Source organism: Lentzea sp. HUAS TT2 (genome assembly GCF_051853195.1).
Lineage (GTDB): Bacteria > Actinomycetota > Actinomycetes > Mycobacteriales > Pseudonocardiaceae > Lentzea.
Genome location: NZ_CP196667.1, coordinates 8,851,079 through 8,866,968, shown reverse-complemented (window position 1 = coordinate 8,866,968; position 15,890 = coordinate 8,851,079). Strand labels below are relative to the sequence as shown.

Here is a 15,890-nt window from a genome sequence, read left to right as displayed (position 1 = left end):
GTAGCCCCGTCGGTTCGGGCAGGGCTTCCGGTCAGGTGCTCAGACCGACTCCCACACGGTGACCTGGCCGGTGATCGCGCTGCCGTCCAGCACCGTGACGTCGATGCGGAAGATCCTGCCCTCGGGGGTCTTCCCGCAGACCCGGCTGCCCACGACCACGTTGTCGGCGTCCAAAGTGGCGTTCGTCCCCAGGTGGGTCGCGCACTCGGCGCGCCCCGGCTCGCCGTCGCTGTGCCACTCGGCCAGCCAGTAGCCGGGGTCGCCGTGCAGGCGCTTCGGGGTGAGCGCCCAGACGTTGGACTCCGGCACGTCCCGCGGCTGCGCGGGGTCCAGGTGGAAGCTGCCGAAACGCAGCGCGCCGCTGAACCGCACGCCGTCACCCGCAGGTGCCGGCGGCGGGAGTGCGGCCACCTTGGGCGCGGTCGTCGTGGGGACGGGCGCGCTGACAGCCGGGGTGGTGCCGGCCAGGCGTGGCACCGTGCCGCCCGGCGCAGGACGAGCGGCCGTGGCCGGGGCAGGTGCGACGGCGGTGGAGGAGGCGGCCGGCGGCGAGGTCGTGCTGGTCGTGGCCGAGGCGGTGGCTGCCGCGTGGGTCTGTCTCACCTGCTCGTCCGGTGGCGTGAGCTTCAGCGCGAGTGTGGAGACACTCGCGACGATCACCACCGCGGCCGAACCGGTCAGGCACCAGAAAGCCTTGCCCCGTCGGGGTTTGGCAGCGGTGCCGAGGTTGAACGCGATCGAACCGGCCTGAATGGACGTGCCGCTGACGTCGCCCTCGATCTCGTTCCCCGTCGATTTCTCCGAGTGTGTCAAGACTGGCCCCTGCTCCGGACTGCGGATGTTTGATACGCAGATCGGAGCCTCGCCGCCGAGTGTTACGGGCACGAACGACGCGTTCAGGGACAGCGGCAGTAGGCAGGCACGTCGGCGAACCTGACCTCGTCGGTGATCTGGACGAACGGCCAGCCGCCGGTCTGGGCGAGCAGGAGATCGGTGGTCACGCTGTCACCCGCGACGAGACAGACGGCCCTGCTGCCCGCCAGCGCGCCGCTGACGGCGTCCGTGAACCCCGGTGTGCCCTTGGGATGGCCGACCTCGCCCGAGACGAACACGCGCGTGAACCGGTCGGCGAGACCGGACAGCTCGATCTTCGCGCGTTGCAGCGACCGGCAGCCGTCCGTGGCCAGCCAGAGCTCGTGCCGCTCGCGCAACGAGTCCAAAGCGGACTCCACGCCGGGGAACGGCCGCACGAGTGCCCTGCGCGCACTGCGGAACGCCAGTGCTGCCTGGGCGGCGTCGGCGGAACTGCCCAGGTCGTCGAGGGCGAGCCGCCACGCCCGCACGTCGTTGCCGACCAGTGCCTCGACGATCTCCGCCGGCATCGGGAGGTCGTGGAAGTCCGCCCAGAGCGCCTCCCAGGACGCGACCCGTTCGACCTCGCGATGCGTGAGGCGCCGGTTGTCGCGCCACTCCCGGCGAGCGGCGGCCAGCACGGTGTCCACGGCCCGCTCGTCCGCGTCGAGCGCCAGTTCGCCCAGCACCGCGGCGATGGCGGCGCGGGCGGCGGTGCCGTCCGGGATCAGGCAGTCGTCGAGGTCGACGATGACGACGGGGTTCACAGGTCCCGATGCTAACGGCCCTTGAACTCCGGCTTGCGCTTCTCCGCGAACGCCCGCGGCCCCTCCTTGGCGTCCTCGCTGGAGAACACCTCCATGCCGAGCCGTGCGTCCACTTTGAACGCCTCGTTCTCGTGCATGACCTCGGTCTCCCGCATGGTCTGCAGGATCTTCTGCACGGCGATCGGCCCGTTCGCCGTGATCAACGCGGCGAGCTCCAGCGCCTTGTCCAGCGCCTGGCCGTCCGGCACCACGTGCCCGATCAGCCCGATCTCCTTGGCCTCGGCCGCGCGGATGTGCCGCCCGGTCAGCAGGAGATCGGCCGCGACCGTGTAGGGGATCTGGCGCGGCAGCCGCACCGCCGAGCCGCCCATCGGGAACAGGCCCCAGCGCGCCTCGGAGACGCCGAACCGGGCGCTCTCACCGGCCACGCGGATGTCGGTCGCCTGCAGGATCTCCGTGCCGCCGGCGACCGCGGGTCCTTCCACCGCCGCGATGAGCGGTTTCGTCAATCGACGACCTTTCAGCAGCGACTCGATGACGGAGAAGTCGAACTTGCCGGCGTTCTCGCTGGGATGGTTGGACGTCATGGCTTTCAGGTCCGCGCCCGCGCAGAACGAGCCACCCGCGCCGGTCAGGATGCAGACGCGGACGTCCGGATCGGAGTCCACCCGGTCCCACGCCTCCTGCATGATGGCCAACATGGGGCCCGACAAAGCGTTGCGGACCTCCGGACGGTTCATCGTGACGACCAGAACGTTGTCGACCAAGTCCACCAACGCGTGTGGTTCTGTCGTGGTCGTCATTCGCGCGCCTCCTGGATCGAGTCTGACCGCACGGGGGATTGTCCAGAACAGTAACACGTTCTACTTTGCCTATCATGGCCCTCAACGTCGCAGACCTCGTTGAACACGCCGCCGACACCGTGCCCGACAGGACCGCGCTCGTGTGCGGGTCCAAGCGGGTCACCTACGCCGAGCTGGAGTCGCGAGCCAACAAACTGGCTCACCACCTGGCAAAGAACGGCGTGACGCAGGGTGCGCACGTGGGGCTCTACGCGCGCAACTCGATCGAGCTCGTCGAGGCCATGCTCGCGGTCTACAAGCTGCGTGCCGTGGCGATCAACGTGAACTACCGCTACACCAAGAACGAGTTGCAATACCTCTTCGGCGAGGCGGATCTGACCGCTCTCGTACACGAACGGCGGTACGCGCCGCTGGTCGCGGAGGTCGGCGTGCCCGGCCACACGGTCGTGATCGACGACGAGACCGACGAGGAGTTCGCCGGCGCGGACTACGAGACGGCACTCGCCGAGGAGTCGGGCGAGCGGGACTTCGAGCCGCGCAGCCCCGACGACCTCTACATCCTGTTCACCGGCGGCACGACCGGCATGCCCAAGGGCGTGATGTGGCGGCATGAGGACGTGTGGCGCACGCTCGGCGGCGGCATCGACTTCGTGACCGGCGAACGGCTCACCGACGAGTGGCAGCAGGCCAAGTCCGGCAAGGACTACGGGCTCATCAGGCTGTGCCTGCCACCGCTGATCCACGGCGCGGCGCAGTGGGCCGTGCTCGGCGCGTTGTTCAGCGGCAGCACGGTGGTGCTGGTGCCCAAGTTCGACCCCGCCGAGATCTGGCAGGTGATCGAAAGGGAAAAGGTCCAGGTCGCCGTCATCACCGGGGACGCCATGGGCCGGCCGTTGATCGAGGAGTTCCAGCGCGGCGGCTACGACGGCTCGTCGCTGTTCATCCTCAACAGCAGCGCCGCCCTGTTCTCCTACACCGTCAAGAAGCAGTACCACGAGCACCTGCCGCACACGACGCTGCTGGAGTCGATCGGGTCGAGCGAGACCGGGTCCACCGGGATCGGCGCGGTGCCCAAGGAGATCGTGAAGACCGACGGCACCAAGGTGAAGCTCAACGAGGACACCATCGTCATCGACGACGACGGCAACAAGCTCGAGCCGGTGCCCGGCGTGATCGGCAAGCTGGCGCGCGGCGGCCACATCCCGATCGGCTACTACAAGGACCCGGAGAAGACCGCGCGGATGTTCGTGGAGGTCGACGGCAAGCGGTTCACCGTGCCCGGCGACTTCGCGAGGTTCGAGGAGGACGGCGACATCACGTTGCTGGGACGCGGCAACACCTGCGTCAACACCGGCGGCGAGAAGGTGTTCCCCGAAGAGGTCGAGGGCGTGCTGAAGTCGCATCCGGACGTGTTCGACGCGCTCGTGATCGGCATCCCGGACGACCTGCTCGGGCAACGCGTCGGCGCGATCATCCAGCCGCGCGACGGTGCGACGCCGACACTGTCCGAACTGGACGCCCACGTGCGCGAGACCCTCGCGGGCTACAAGGTGCCGCGGTCGCTGTGGCTCGTCACTGAGATCGGCCGCACCCCGAGCGGCAAACCCGACTACCAGTGGGCCAAGCGCCACGTGGAGGACCATGCGCACCAGCCTGTGTGACGAGCTGGGCATCGAGCACCCCGTCTTCGGCTTCACGCCGTCCGAGCACGTGGCGGCGGCGATCAGCCGGGCGGGAGGGCTCGGTGTCCTCGGGTGCGTGCGGTTCAACGACGCGGCGGACCTCGACCGCGCGCTGACCTGGATGGACGAGAACACCGACGGCAAGCCGTACGGGGTCGACATCGTCATGCCCGCCACCGTGCCGAAGGAGGGCACGCAGATCGACCTCGCGAGCCTCATCCCGCAGAGCCACAAGGAGTTCGTGCAGCAGACGCTGCTCAAGCTCGGAGTGCCGCCACTGCCGGAGGGAGAGGGCGGCGAGGGGGTGCTCGGCTGGCTGCACTCGGTCGCGCGGTCCCATGTCGACGTGGCGCTGGAACACCCGATCCGGCTCATCGCGAACGCCCTGGGCTCACCGCCGACCGATGTCATCGAACGGGTGCACGCGGCCGGGGTTCCGGTGGCGGCGCTGGCGGGCAAGGCCGAACACGCGCGCAGGCACGTGGCCAACGGCGTCGACATCGTGGTGGCGCAGGGCTACGAGGCCGGCGGGCACACCGGCGAGGTCGCGACGATGGTGCTCGTGCCGGAGATCGTGGACGCGGTGGACGTCCCGGTGCTCGCCGCGGGCGGCATCGGTTCGGGACGTCAAGCTGCGGCGGCGATGGCTCTCGGCGCGTCCGGGGTGTGGATGGGCTCGTACTGGCTCACCACGGCCGAGTACGCGCTGGGGAACTCCAGCACGCAGGAGGCGTTGCTCGCCGCCGGCTCCAGCGACACCGTCCGCACCCGCATCTACACCGGCAAACCGGCGCGGTTGCTGAAGACGCGGTGGACAGAGGCGTGGACGTCCGCGGAGGCACCGGACCCGTTGCCGATGCCGTTGCAGAACATCCTCGTCAGCGAGGCGCACCTGCGGATCGCCCGGTCCGACGACCCGTCCGTGGTGTCGATGCCGGTCGGACAGGTCGTCGGGCGGATGAACGAGGTGCGGCCGGTCGCCGAGGTCATGGCGGACCTGCTGGCGGAGTTCGACACGACGGTCGAACGCCTCACCAAGCTGCGCTGAGTTTCAGGAGCTGGGCGGTCGCCCCGCCCAGCTCGAACTCGTTGCGCTTGGCCGCGGTGAAGTAGCGGTGCACCTCGTGGCTCATGTCGATGCCCGTGCCGCCGTGGACGTGCACGGCGGTGTGCGCCACGCGGTGCCCGGCGTCGGCGGCCCAGAACTTCGCGGTGGCCACCTCCTCCGCCGCGTCCAGGCCCTCGGAGAGGCGCCAGGCGGCCTGCCACAGCGTCAGGCGGATCGCCGCGACGTCGATGTACGCATCAGCGAGCCGTTGCGCCACGGCCTGGAAACTGCCGATCGGCCGGTCGAACTGCACACGGGTCCGTGCGTACTCGGCCGTCAGCTCCAGCGCGCGTTCGGTGACGCCGAGCTGCAGCGCGCACAGTCCCAGCGTGTACCGCGTGATCAGCCAGTCGGGGGAGAGGCCGGGCACCAGCTCGCCACCTGCGTACGCGAACGATCCCGCGTCCGAGCCGTCGACCAGCTCCTGCGGGGTGATCTCCAGCTGGTCCGCCTCGACGAGGAAGACCTGCTCGCCCTGCGCCACCAGGAAAGCGGCGGCCGTCCAGGCGAAAGGCACGGTGGTCAGGACGCCGTCGGCCTCGGAAAGTGCCACGGACAGCACGGTTCCCGGCGTGAGCCGGCGTTCGCGCTGCTCGGGCGTGCCGAACTCCGCGAGCGCCGACGCGGCGACCGTCGTGGGCAGGTAGGGCACGGGGGAGACCGCGCGGCCCAGTTCGATCAGCACCGAGCACTGCTCCAGCACGCCGAACTCGTCTGGCTGCTCCGGCACGACGCCCGACTTCACGAGATCGGTCCACGGCGAGTCCGACGAATCGAGGATCTTGCGGGTCAGCGCCGCGAGCTCGAGCTGCGCCTCGGTCAGGGTGAAGTCCACGTCGTCTCCTTACCGGGGTACCGCGGGCAGGCCCAGGCCCACCCGCGCGATGATGTCCCGCTGGACTTCGTTGGTGCCGCCGCCGAACGTCAGGATCAGCGACGACCGGTGCATGCGCTCCACCCGGCCGTGCAGCAGCGCTCCCGCCGAGCCGGTGCGCACGATCCCGTTGGCGCCCAGCACCTCCATGAGCAGCCGGTAGCCCTCGGTGGCGAACTCGGTGCCGAACACCTTGGTCGCGGACGCCTCGGCGGGGGACGGCGCCTCGTCGGTGCCGGACGCGATCCGCCAGTTGATGAGCTTGAGGAACTCGGTCTTGGCGTGCACGCGGGCGAGGTGCAGGCGCACCCATTCCTGTTTCGCGGCACCGGTTTCGTCCGCCCATTGACGAACCTCGCGCAGCGCGGTCTGCAGGGGAGCGGCCGAACACAGGGCGACGCGTTCGTGGTTGAGCTGGTTCGTGATGAGCTTCCAGCCCTTGTGCTCCTCGCCGATGAGGTTCGTCGCCGGCACGCGCACGTTGTCGTAGAAGGTCGCGCTGGTGGTGGGGCCGGACATCGTCGGCACGGGCGTCCAGGAGAAGCCGGGATCCGTGGTCGGCACCACGATGACGCTCAAACCCCTGTGCCGCTGCGACTCCTGGTCGGTGCGGCAGGCCAGCCACACGTAGTCGGCGTACTGGATGAGGCTCGTCCACATCTTCTGGCCGTTGATCACGTACTCGTCGCCGTCGCGGACCGCCCGCGTGCGCAGACCCGCGAGGTCGGTGCCCGCCTCCGGTTCGGAGTAGCCGATGGCGAAGTGGATCTCACCGGAGGCGATCTTCGGCAGGTAGAACGCCTTCTGCTCGGGCGTGCCCAGCGACATGATCGTCGGCCCGATGGAGTTCAGCGTCAGGAACGGCACGGGCGCGCCGGCCGCGGACGCCTCGTCCAGGAAGATCAGCTGCTCGATCATCGGGCGGTCGCGGCCGCCGTACTCCCGTGGCCAGCCGATGGTCAGCCAGCCGTCGAGACCCATCTGGCGGACGGTGTCTTTGTAGGCCTCGCCGTCCCCGTAGTCGCCGCCACCGGCGAGGCCCGCTCTGCGTTCCGGCGTCATGAGCGCGGCGAAGTACGCCCGCAACTCCTGGCGCAACTGCTCCTGTTCGGGCGTGAAACCGATGCGCATGACCGCTACTCTAGAACAAGTTCTACTTGATGTCAGGAGGCCGCGATGAAGGTCGGCGTCGACCCTTCGCTGTGCGAGGCGCACGGGGAGTGCATGTCCATCCTGCCCGAGGTGTTCGACCTTGACGATGACGAAGTTCTGCAGATCCGGGACGGTGAGCTGACCTCGGGCGAGGAGGTTCTGGCCGAGCGCGCCGTGGCCTCGTGCCCCAAGGGCGCACTGCGCCTCTCACGCTGATGGGCCTTGTCAAGAACAGGAACAGATTCTAGTGTCCGACGGGTAGTTCGGCCGTGAGCTCAGCGAGGAGTGATACCGGTGAAGGCTGCCGTGCTCAACCAGGTAGGCGACGACAAGCTGGAGCTCCGCGACGACGTGACCACCACTCCGGTGGGGCCGCAGGAGATCCGCATCAAGATCAAGGCGTGCGGGGTGTGCCACAGCGACCTGTCCGCAATGGACGGAACGCTGCCGGCCCTCGCGCCGGGCGTCGTCGGGCACGAGGGTGCCGGCGAGGTCGCGGAGATCGGGAGCGCCGTGACGTCGCTGGCGGTCGGCGACCACGTGGCGATCACGTTCGTGCCGCCGTGCGGGAAGTGCGCCCAATGCGTGACGGGCCAGTCGCATCTGTGCCTCGTCCACACGATCTCGGCGTTCACGTCACCGAGGTTCGTCGTCGGGGGCAACCCAGCCTTCGGGTACGCGGGGCTCGGCGCGTTCGCCGAGGAGATGGTCGTCCCTGCCGACGCCGCGATGAAGATCGACGACGACGTGCCGTGGGACATCGCCGCGCTGCTGTCGTGCGGCATCCTGACCGGCGTCGGGGCCGTGCTCAACACCGCGAAGGTCGAGGCGGGCGCCAGTGTCGCCGTGATCGGCTGCGGTGGTGTCGGTGTCGCGGTGATCCAGGGTGCGCGGCTCGCTGCCGCCGCACGGATCGTCGCGGTCGACCCGGTGCTGGAGAAGCACGAGGTGGCGCAGAAGTTCGGTGCCACGCACGCGACCACACCCGACGGCATCGCGGACCTGAACAACCAGCTCAACTTCGGCATGGGCTTCGACTACGTGTTCGACGTCGTCGGCCTGCCCGCCACCATCCGGCAGGCGTGGGACCTGACCCGCCGCGGTGGCCACACGGTCGTCGTCGGCGCCGGACGGGCGGACGCGATGGTGTCGTTCAGCGCCCAGGAACTCTTCTTGCACGACAAGACGTTGCACGGCTCGTTCTACGGGACGGCGAACTTCCGCCGGGACATCCCGCGCATGATCGCGCTGTGGCGGCAGGGCCGGCTGGACCTCGAAGGCATGATCAGCAAGAGGATCCGGCTCGAGGACGTGAACGAGGGCCTGCAGGCGCTCAAGGGCGGCGGATCCCTGATCCGGCAGGTCATTCTCTTCGACTGAACCATCTGGGAGTCTCTTGTGGACCTTGCGGGGAAGGTCGCCGTGGTCACCGGCGCCGGTGCGGGGCTCGGCCGTGCGGAAGCCCTGGAGCTCGCGCGGGCCGGTGCGTCGATCGTGCTCAACGACCTGCCGGGATCGGCCGATGCCGCCGCGGCCGAGATCGAGGAGCTGGGCGCGAAGTGCGTCGTCGTGGAGGGTGACGTGGGCGAGCGGGCGACCGCCGACGCCCTCGTCACCGCCGCGATGGAGCAGTTCGGCGGGCTGCACGTCGTCGTGAACAACGCGGGCGTGCTGCGCGACCGGATGTTGTTCAACATGTCCGACGAGGAGTGGGACCTGATCGTGCGGGTGCACCTGCGCGGTCACTTCCTGTTGTCGCGCAACGCTGTCTCGCTGTGGAAGCAGCAGTCGAAGGCGGCGGGCGAACCGGTCTACGCGCGGATCGTCAACACCTCCTCGGAGGCGTTCCTGCTCGGCTCGGAAGGCCAGGCCAACTACGCGGCGGCCAAGGCGGGCATCGCCGCGTTGACCGTGGCGACCGCGCGAGGCACCAGCCGTTACGGCGTGCGCGCCAACGCGATCTGCCCGCGCGCCCGCACCCAGATGACGGCGCACGTGTTCGGTGACGCACCGGAGGGCGACGACTCGCTGGCGCCCGAGCACGTCGCGAAGTTCGTTGCGCACCTGGCCGGACCGTCCGGCGACAAGATCAACGGACAGGTCTTCGTCGTGCACGGCGGCATGGTCGCGCTGATGGCACCACCGACCGTCGAGCAGAAGTTCGGCGCGTTCACCGATCTCGACGGCTACTTCGCCGACCGGGATCCACAAAGGACTTTCGCCTGCACGGACACGATGTCGCTCTAGGAGGAGCTGTGACGCTCACCGTCCAACCGCACCGCGAGACGCTGGGCCTCAAGGACGGCCGGCTCCTCATCGGAGGCGAGTTCCGCGAGGCGGACGAGACCTGGACCCACCACCACCCCGCGACCGGCGAGGAGATCGGCAGCTTCGCCGTCGCCTCGGCCAAGGACGTGGACGCGGCGGTGCTCGCGGCCCGCAAGGCGTTCGACGAGGGTCCCTGGCCCCGCAGCCGGGCGGGCGAGCGCATCAAGATCCTGCGCAGGTACGGCGACCTGCTGCGCGAGCACGCCGACGAGCTGCGCGGACTGCAGGCGCTCGACAACGGCGTGCCGCTGTCGTTCGGGCAGATCTACGCCACCTCCGTCGGCATCGCGGCCGACATCTTCGACCACCACGCGGGATGGATCGACAAGGTCGGTGGCCAGACCCTGCCGCCGTACCAGGGCGGCGACCACCTCGCGATGACGTTCCGCGAACCGGTCGGTGTCGTCGCGGCGATCCTGCCGTGGAACGCGCCGTTCGTGCTGTTCGCCCAGAAGCTCGCGCCCGCGCTGGCCGCCGGCTGCACGGTCGTGGTGAAACCCTCGGAGTACGCGTCGTTCTGCGTGATCCGCCTGGTGGAGCTGCTGATCGAGGCGGGCCTGCCGGAAGGCGTCGTCAACCTCGTCACCGGCCCCGGTAACCCCACCGGCGAGGCGCTGATCACCCACCCCGGCATCGACAAGATCAGCTTCACCGGCAGCCGCACCGTCGGCCGCCGGATCGTCGAGGCCTCGGCCGGCACGATGAAGCGCGTCTCCCTGGAACTGGGCGGGAAGTCGCCCGCGATCGTGTTCGCGGACGCCCCGAACGTCGGCCTGGCGGCGATGACCTGCATGGGCATGGTCACCATGGGCCTCTCCGGTCAGGCGTGCGTCGCGCACACACGGGCGTTGGTGCAGCGGGACGCGCAGGACGAGTTCATCGCGATGGCGCAGATGCTCGCGGGCGCGGTGACGTTCGGCGACCCGTTCGACCCGGCCGTGCTGGCCAGCCCGCTGATCAACGCCAAGCAGCTCGAACGCGTGCTCGGCTACATCGAGCGCGGTCAGGAGGAGGGCGCCCGCCTGGTCACCGGCGGCACCCGGCTCGACGGCGACTACTCGTCGGGGAACTTCGTCGCGCCCACGATCTTCGCCGACGCCAGCAACGACATGGCGATCGCGCGGGACGAGATCTTCGGCCCGGTGCTGACCATCGTGCCGTTCGACGACGAGGCGGAGGCCATCCGGATCGCGAACGACACCGAGTACGGCCTGGGTGCCGGCGTCTACACCAACGACGTCCGCCGCGCGTTCCGCGTCTCGAAGGCGTTGCGCGTCGGAATGGTCGGCATCAACGGGTTCCAGCTCGAACCGCACATCCCGTTCGGCGGCTACAAGCAGTCGGGCCTCGGCAGGGAGGGCGGCCAGAGCGCCTACGAGGCCTACACCGAGCTCAAGACCGTGATGATGCCTCTGACCGACGAGATGATGTAGATGCGGCTTTCCGGGAAAGTAGCCCTGATCACCGGCGCGGCCCGGGGTCAGGGCGAGGCCGCCGCCCGCCGGTTCGCCGCGGAGGGCGCGCGGGTGATGATCACCGACGTCCTCGACGACCAGGGCAAGGCGCTCGCGGCCGAACTGGGCGCCGAGTACTGCCACCTGGACGTGTCGTCGGAGGACGAGTGGGCCGAGGCCGTCGCGTTCACCGTGCAGACGTTCGGCGACATCACGGTTCTCGTGAACAACGCCGGGATCCTGCACTTCTCCGCGCTGGCCGAGACCAAGCTCGCCGACTACCAGCGGGTGATCGGCATCAACCAGGTCGGCACGTTCCTCGGCATGCGTTCGGTCGTGTCGTCGATGAAGGCCGCCGGCGGTGGCTCGATCGTGAACGTGTCGTCGGTCGAGGGCCTGGGCGGCATGCCGTACCTGGTGGCGTACACGGCGTCGAAGTTCGCGATCCGGGGCATGACCAAGGTGGCCGCGATGGAACTGGGGCAGCACGGGATCCGGGTGAACTCCGTGCATCCCGGCGCCATCGACACCCCGATGGTCAGCGAGGCGCTGGGCAGGCCGATCGACGTGTCTCCGATCGGCAAGAAGCTGGCGCTGCGGCGGATCGGGCAGCCGGAGGACGTCGCGAACGTCGTGTTGTTCCTGGCCAGTGACGACAGCGCGTACTGCACGGGCGGGGAGTTCGTGGTGGACGGAGGGGCGACTGCTACGCACGCGCTGAGCGGTTGACGGTTACCAGCAAGCAACCCAGTTGATCTCGACGGCGTCTTCGTGGTCGAGAGGTCAGAAACTGGGGAGCACATTTGAGATCAATACTGTTGACGGCCGCGCTGCTCGTCGGGCTGGCGCCGGCTGCGATGGCCACGGAAGAGGCACCACCTGCCCTGTCGTGGCAGGACTGCCAGGACGGGTTCCAGTGCTCCACCGCGAAGGTGCCGCTGGACTACGACCAGCCGTCCGGGACGAAGATCGACCTGGCGCTGATCAGGCTGCCCGCGACCGACCCGGCGAAGCGGATCGGCTCGCTGTTCGTGAACTTCGGCGGTCCCGGGGCGTCCGGTGTGGACAGACTGCGGGCCCGCGGCAAGTGGGAGTGGCTGTTCTCGTCCGAGCTGCGGGCGCGGTTCGACGTGGTGTCGTGGGATCCGCGCGGCATCGGCCGTTCGGCGACCGTGCGGTGTTTCGACAGCGTCGAGGAACAGCAGTCGTTCCTCAACTCCATCCCGGTCTACCCGGACACCGCGGCGGAGGAGCCCGCGTTCTACGACAGCTACCGCGAGTTCGTGCGGCGCTGCGAGCAGAGGTCCGGCGACCTGCTGGACCACGTCTCGTCCGCGAACACCGCCCGTGACCTCGACCAGCTGCGCAAGGCCGTGGGCGACAAGAAGCTGACGTACCACGGCATCTCGTACGGCACGCACCTCGGCGCGATCTACGCGAACATGTTCCCGGACAAGGTCCGCGCGCTCGCGTTCGACGGCTCGCTCGACTTCATCGGCAACGCCACCGGCCACGGTGACCAGGGCACGACCGTGCCGCTGGACACCCGCCAGGACGTGCCGCGCGGGGTCGCCGAGACGTTCGACCAGTTCCTGAAGCTGTGCGCGGCCAGTGCCCAGTGCGCGTTCGCGGGCGGTGACCTGAACCAGAAGTGGGCGGACCTCGTCGCGAAGGTGACGGCGTCTCCCGTCACCACGCCGGACGGGCGCTTCGACCGCGTCTCGCTGATCAGCACCGTGTGGGACGGGATGGCACAGCCGGACACCTGGCAGGGCATCGCCCAGGTGCTGCAGCGGGTCTGGGAGGCGCCGGCCTCGCTGACCGCGTCGGCCGACTACGTGTCGAACCGGTTCGAGGGCTTCAACGCCGTGCAGTGCTCGGACAGCAACTTCCCGCGCGACCCCGCCGCGTACTCGAAGTACGGCAGGAGCGAGGACCAGCGGGTGCCGTACTGGGGCCGTGCCGTGGTGTTCGACATGATGGCCTGCGCGTTCTGGCAGGGCCGTGACGACGATCGCTACACCGGGCCGTGGAACCGCTGGACGTCAGCGCCGATCCTGTTCATCAACAGCAGGTTCGACCCGTCGACGCCGCTGCACGGTGCTCGTGACGGTGCCGCCGAGATGGCTCGCACGGGGTTCCTGACCGTCGAGGGTTACGGGCACACCTCCATGTACGTGCGCAGCACGTGCGCGGAGAAGGTGAAGCGGGAGTACCTGTTCACCGGGGTGCTGCCTGCTCAGAAGACCTGCGGCATCGACAAGTCGCCGTTCGCCTGACGTTCTGTTCTGTCAGAGGGGCCTCACCTGTTCCGTGTGAGGCCCCTCTTGCTCTGCCGGTTCGGGGGTGGCTACGGTAACGAAACTGAACCGGTAAGAATTCTGAACCAGGAGGCGCCGTGTCCGCTCTCGCCGACCTCGCCCGCGAGCTCGCGCCGAAGACCGAAGAGGCCCGTGCGCTGGCTCCCGAACTGGTGGAGGCCATCCGCTCAGAGGGGCTGTTCCGGCTCGGTGTCCCGCGTGCGCTCGGTGGGGGCGAGAGTCCGCCGGCCGAGACACTGGCCACCGCCGAGGCCATCGCCCGCGGTGACGCGTCCGCCGGCTGGTGCGTGTCGATCGCGGCGACCTCCGGTCTGCTGGCCGCCTATCTGCCTGCGGAGGGTGCCGAGGAGGTGTTCGCGGACCCTTTGTCGGTCGCGGCCGGGGTGTGGGCGCCGAAGGGACGTGGCGTCGCGGCCGAAGGCGGTGTCGTGGTGTCCGGGCAGTGGTCGTTCTGCTCCGGGATCGGGCACGCCGACTGGTTGCTCGCCGGGTTCGTCGACCCTGCCGGGGCGCTGAAGGTGGCCGCGCTGCCCAAGTCCGCGTTGGAGGTGCTCGACACCTGGCACACGACCGGGTTGCGCGGCACCGGGAGTCACGACTGTGTGGCGCGGGACGTGTTCGTGCCCGATGCGCGGGTTCTGTCCGTTTTGGACGGACCGCTGCGGGATGGTGCGCTGTACCGCTTTCCCGTCTTCGGGTTCTTCGCCCTGTCGGTCGCGGCGGCGGCTTTGGGGAACGCGTTCGGTGCGGTGGACGACTTCGTGGCGCTCGCTGGTCGCAAGCCGCTCGGGTCCAGCCGCACCTTGGCCGAACGCGGCTCGGTGCAGGCCGCGGTGGCCTCGGCCTCGGCGTCTTTGAGGGCTGCGCGGGCGTTCTACTACGAGGCCGTCGCGGAGGCCTGGGAGGCGGCGCAGGGGAGTGAGCCGGTGCCGGTCGAGGCTCGGGCCGGGGTGCGGCTCGCGGCCACGCACGCCACCCGGACCGCACGTCTCGTCGTGTCGGACCTCTACGACCTCGCCGGTGGCGGCGCGATCTACGACGGGGCGATGCAGCGGCGGTTCCGGGACGCGCACACGGCCTCCGCGCACTTCCAGGTCAACGCCGCCTCGCTGGAGCTGCCGGGCAAGGTGCTGCTCGGGGTGCCCGCGCGGACGGAGCAGCTGTGACATCGGTGGGGGTGGTGACACCGTTCTGGCTCGATCGGCCGCCTTCGGAGGCCCTGGACATCGCCGTGGCGGCGGACGAGGCCGGGTTCTCGACGTTGTGGATCGGGGAGATGGCCACGTTCGACGCCTTCGCCCTGGCCACGGCTGTCGGGCTGCGGACGTCGGACATCTCGCTGAGGATCGGGCCGCTCGCGGTCGGGGTGCGGAGTCCGGTGGCGCTCGCGCTGGGACTGTCCACAGTGGTCGCGATGACCGGGCGGCCGGCTGGGTTGGCTTTGGGAGCGTCTAGTCCGCGGATCGTGAGCGGGTGGCACGGCCGGGAGTGGGAACCGGTGCGGCGGATGCGGGAGACCGTGCGGGACACGCGGGCTCTCCTGGACGGGAACCGGGTGGCGGGCTTTCGGTTGCAGGAGCCGGTTGCCGGGACGCCGATCTCGGTGGCGGCGTTCGGGCCCGCGATGACTCGGGTGGCGGCGGAGGTGGGGGACGAGGTGGTGCTCAACCTGGTCAGCTCCGGCCACGTGGGGGAGGTGCACCAGCGCCTTGCCCCTGTTTCCCCTCCGCCTCTCGCCGTCTGGATCCCGGCGGCCCTGGACCCGGGCCCAGCGACCCTCCAGCAGCTCCGCGCCCAGCTCTCCGTGTACCTCTCCCCGCCCGGCTACGGCGAGATGTTCACCGCCCTGGGCCACGGCCCCCTGGTGGAGCAGGCCCGAGCAGGCAAACCGCGCGCAGAACTGGCCCAGGCCATCCCCACAGACCTGATCGAAGCGGTGGGCGCCATCGGTTCCGCCAAGGACATCGCCAACCGCGTCACCGAGTACTTCGACGCCGGCGCCGGACACGTGGGCCTGGTACCCGCCACGGCCGAGGACCCGGCGGGCCGAAACCTGCTCGCCACGCTCTCCCCGCTGCTGACGAAGGAACGCCGATGATCGACCCCGACGCCCTCGACCGCCGGTTCCGCGGCGAGTCCGTCGGGCGGGCGCTCGACCTCGTGGGGGAGAAGTGGACGCTGCTGATCCTGCGCGAGGCGTTCTTCGGCGTCCGCAGGTACGGGCAGTTCGTCCGCAACCTCAACGTCCCGCGGCCCACGTTGTCCGCGCGGCTCAAGACGCTGGTCGAGGCCGGGCTGCTGCACCGCGTGCCGTACGCGGAGGACCGCGAGGAGTACCGGCTCACCGAGGCGGGGCTGGAGTTGTTCCCCGCCATCGTGATCCTCATGAAGTGGGGCGACGCGCACGTGCCGGATCCGGACGGGCCGCCGATCGTGCTGGAGCACAGCGCGTGCGGCAAGCCCGCCGACGCGTTCCTCGCCTGCCGGTGCTGCGGTGAGGAGATCACCGCGCACAACGTGACGGCGCATCCCGGGTGACCTACGTTGGG

16 protein-coding genes are annotated in these 15,890 nt (G+C 69.6%); 11 read left to right on the top strand and 5 right to left on the bottom strand.

All coding sequences use genetic code 11. The features are described 5' to 3' along the window. Window positions 1-39 precede the first annotated feature (39 nt). The 3 genes from ACSHWB_RS42045 to ACSHWB_RS42035 all read right to left on the bottom strand — a co-directional run bounded on the left by ACSHWB_RS42045 (window position 40) and on the right by ACSHWB_RS42035 (window position 2,422). Window positions 40-813, bottom strand: coding sequence for a hypothetical protein (locus tag ACSHWB_RS42045; protein ID WP_439658899.1), 774 nt, complete (start codon window positions 811-813; stop codon window positions 40-42). 83 nt (window positions 814-896) lie between these two features. Next, on the bottom strand, window positions 897-1,619 hold the full coding sequence (locus ACSHWB_RS42040; RefSeq protein WP_439658898.1) for an HAD family hydrolase: 723 nt from the start codon (window positions 1,617-1,619) through the stop codon (window positions 897-899). 11 nt (window positions 1,620-1,630) lie between these two features. Then, window positions 1,631-2,422, bottom strand: coding sequence for a crotonase/enoyl-CoA hydratase family protein (locus ACSHWB_RS42035; protein ID WP_439658897.1), 792 nt, complete (start codon window positions 2,420-2,422; stop codon window positions 1,631-1,633). A gap of 74 nt (window positions 2,423-2,496) precedes the next feature. Between ACSHWB_RS42035 and ACSHWB_RS42030 the strand changes: the two genes are divergently transcribed. Both ACSHWB_RS42030 and ACSHWB_RS42025 read left to right on the top strand, forming a co-directional pair. After that, entirely contained in the window at window positions 2,497-4,083 is a 1,587-nt protein-coding gene (locus tag ACSHWB_RS42030) for an acyl-CoA synthetase (RefSeq protein ID WP_439658896.1), read from the top strand. Then, on the top strand, window positions 4,064-5,152 hold the full coding sequence (locus ACSHWB_RS42025) for an NAD(P)H-dependent flavin oxidoreductase (RefSeq protein ID WP_439658895.1): 1,089 nt from the start codon (window positions 4,064-4,066) through the stop codon (window positions 5,150-5,152). The genes ACSHWB_RS42030 and ACSHWB_RS42025 overlap by 20 nt, the downstream gene beginning before the upstream one ends. Here the strand turns inward: ACSHWB_RS42025 and ACSHWB_RS42020 are convergent. Beyond that, entirely contained in the window at window positions 5,136-6,047 is a 912-nt protein-coding gene (locus tag ACSHWB_RS42020) for an acyl-CoA dehydrogenase family protein (protein ID WP_439658894.1), read from the bottom strand. The two genes, ACSHWB_RS42025 and ACSHWB_RS42020, sit on opposite strands and share 17 nt — an antisense overlap. A gap of 9 nt (window positions 6,048-6,056) precedes the next feature. Beyond that, window positions 6,057-7,217, bottom strand: coding sequence for an acyl-CoA dehydrogenase family protein (locus ACSHWB_RS42015; protein ID WP_439658893.1), 1,161 nt, complete (start codon window positions 7,215-7,217; stop codon window positions 6,057-6,059). A 45-nt stretch (window positions 7,218-7,262) separates the two neighbouring features. On the opposite strand from ACSHWB_RS42015, the gene ACSHWB_RS42010 reads away from it, so the two are divergent. The 9 genes from ACSHWB_RS42010 to ACSHWB_RS41970 all read left to right on the top strand — a co-directional run bounded on the left by ACSHWB_RS42010 (window position 7,263) and on the right by ACSHWB_RS41970 (window position 15,879). Continuing rightward, window positions 7,263-7,454, top strand: a complete 192-nt coding sequence (locus tag ACSHWB_RS42010; protein WP_439658892.1) for a ferredoxin — start codon at window positions 7,263-7,265, stop codon at window positions 7,452-7,454. Window positions 7,455-7,532: 78 nt separating this feature from the next. Beyond that, window positions 7,533-8,618 (top strand): Zn-dependent alcohol dehydrogenase, encoded by a 1,086-nt coding sequence (locus ACSHWB_RS42005; protein WP_439658891.1) that lies wholly within the window; start codon window positions 7,533-7,535, stop codon window positions 8,616-8,618. 18 nt (window positions 8,619-8,636) lie between these two features. Beyond that, window positions 8,637-9,485, top strand: coding sequence for an SDR family NAD(P)-dependent oxidoreductase (locus tag ACSHWB_RS42000; RefSeq protein ID WP_439658890.1), 849 nt, complete (start codon window positions 8,637-8,639; stop codon window positions 9,483-9,485). Window positions 9,486-9,493: 8 nt separating this feature from the next. Next, entirely contained in the window at window positions 9,494-10,999 is a 1,506-nt protein-coding gene (locus tag ACSHWB_RS41995; RefSeq protein WP_439658889.1) for an aldehyde dehydrogenase family protein, read from the top strand. Further along, window positions 11,000-11,749 carry a glucose 1-dehydrogenase gene (locus ACSHWB_RS41990; RefSeq protein WP_439658888.1) on the top strand — a complete coding sequence of 250 codons (750 nt, stop codon included), beginning with the start codon at window positions 11,000-11,002 and terminating at the stop codon, window positions 11,747-11,749. 74 nt (window positions 11,750-11,823) lie between these two features. Then, a complete protein-coding gene (locus ACSHWB_RS41985; RefSeq protein WP_439658887.1) occupies window positions 11,824-13,299 on the top strand; it encodes an alpha/beta hydrolase in 1,476 nt (491 codons plus the stop codon). Between the two features lie 119 nt (window positions 13,300-13,418). After that, window positions 13,419-14,507, top strand: a complete 1,089-nt coding sequence (locus ACSHWB_RS41980; RefSeq protein ID WP_439658886.1) for an acyl-CoA dehydrogenase family protein — start codon at window positions 13,419-13,421, stop codon at window positions 14,505-14,507. Next, window positions 14,504-15,439, top strand: a complete 936-nt coding sequence (locus ACSHWB_RS41975) for an LLM class F420-dependent oxidoreductase (protein ID WP_439658885.1) — start codon at window positions 14,504-14,506, stop codon at window positions 15,437-15,439. Before ACSHWB_RS41980 ends, ACSHWB_RS41975 begins: the two co-directional genes overlap by 4 nt. After that, window positions 15,436-15,879 carry a winged helix-turn-helix transcriptional regulator gene (locus ACSHWB_RS41970; protein WP_439658884.1) on the top strand — a complete coding sequence of 148 codons (444 nt, stop codon included), beginning with the start codon at window positions 15,436-15,438 and terminating at the stop codon, window positions 15,877-15,879. The genes ACSHWB_RS41975 and ACSHWB_RS41970 overlap by 4 nt, the downstream gene beginning before the upstream one ends. Window positions 15,880-15,890 lie beyond the last annotated feature (11 nt).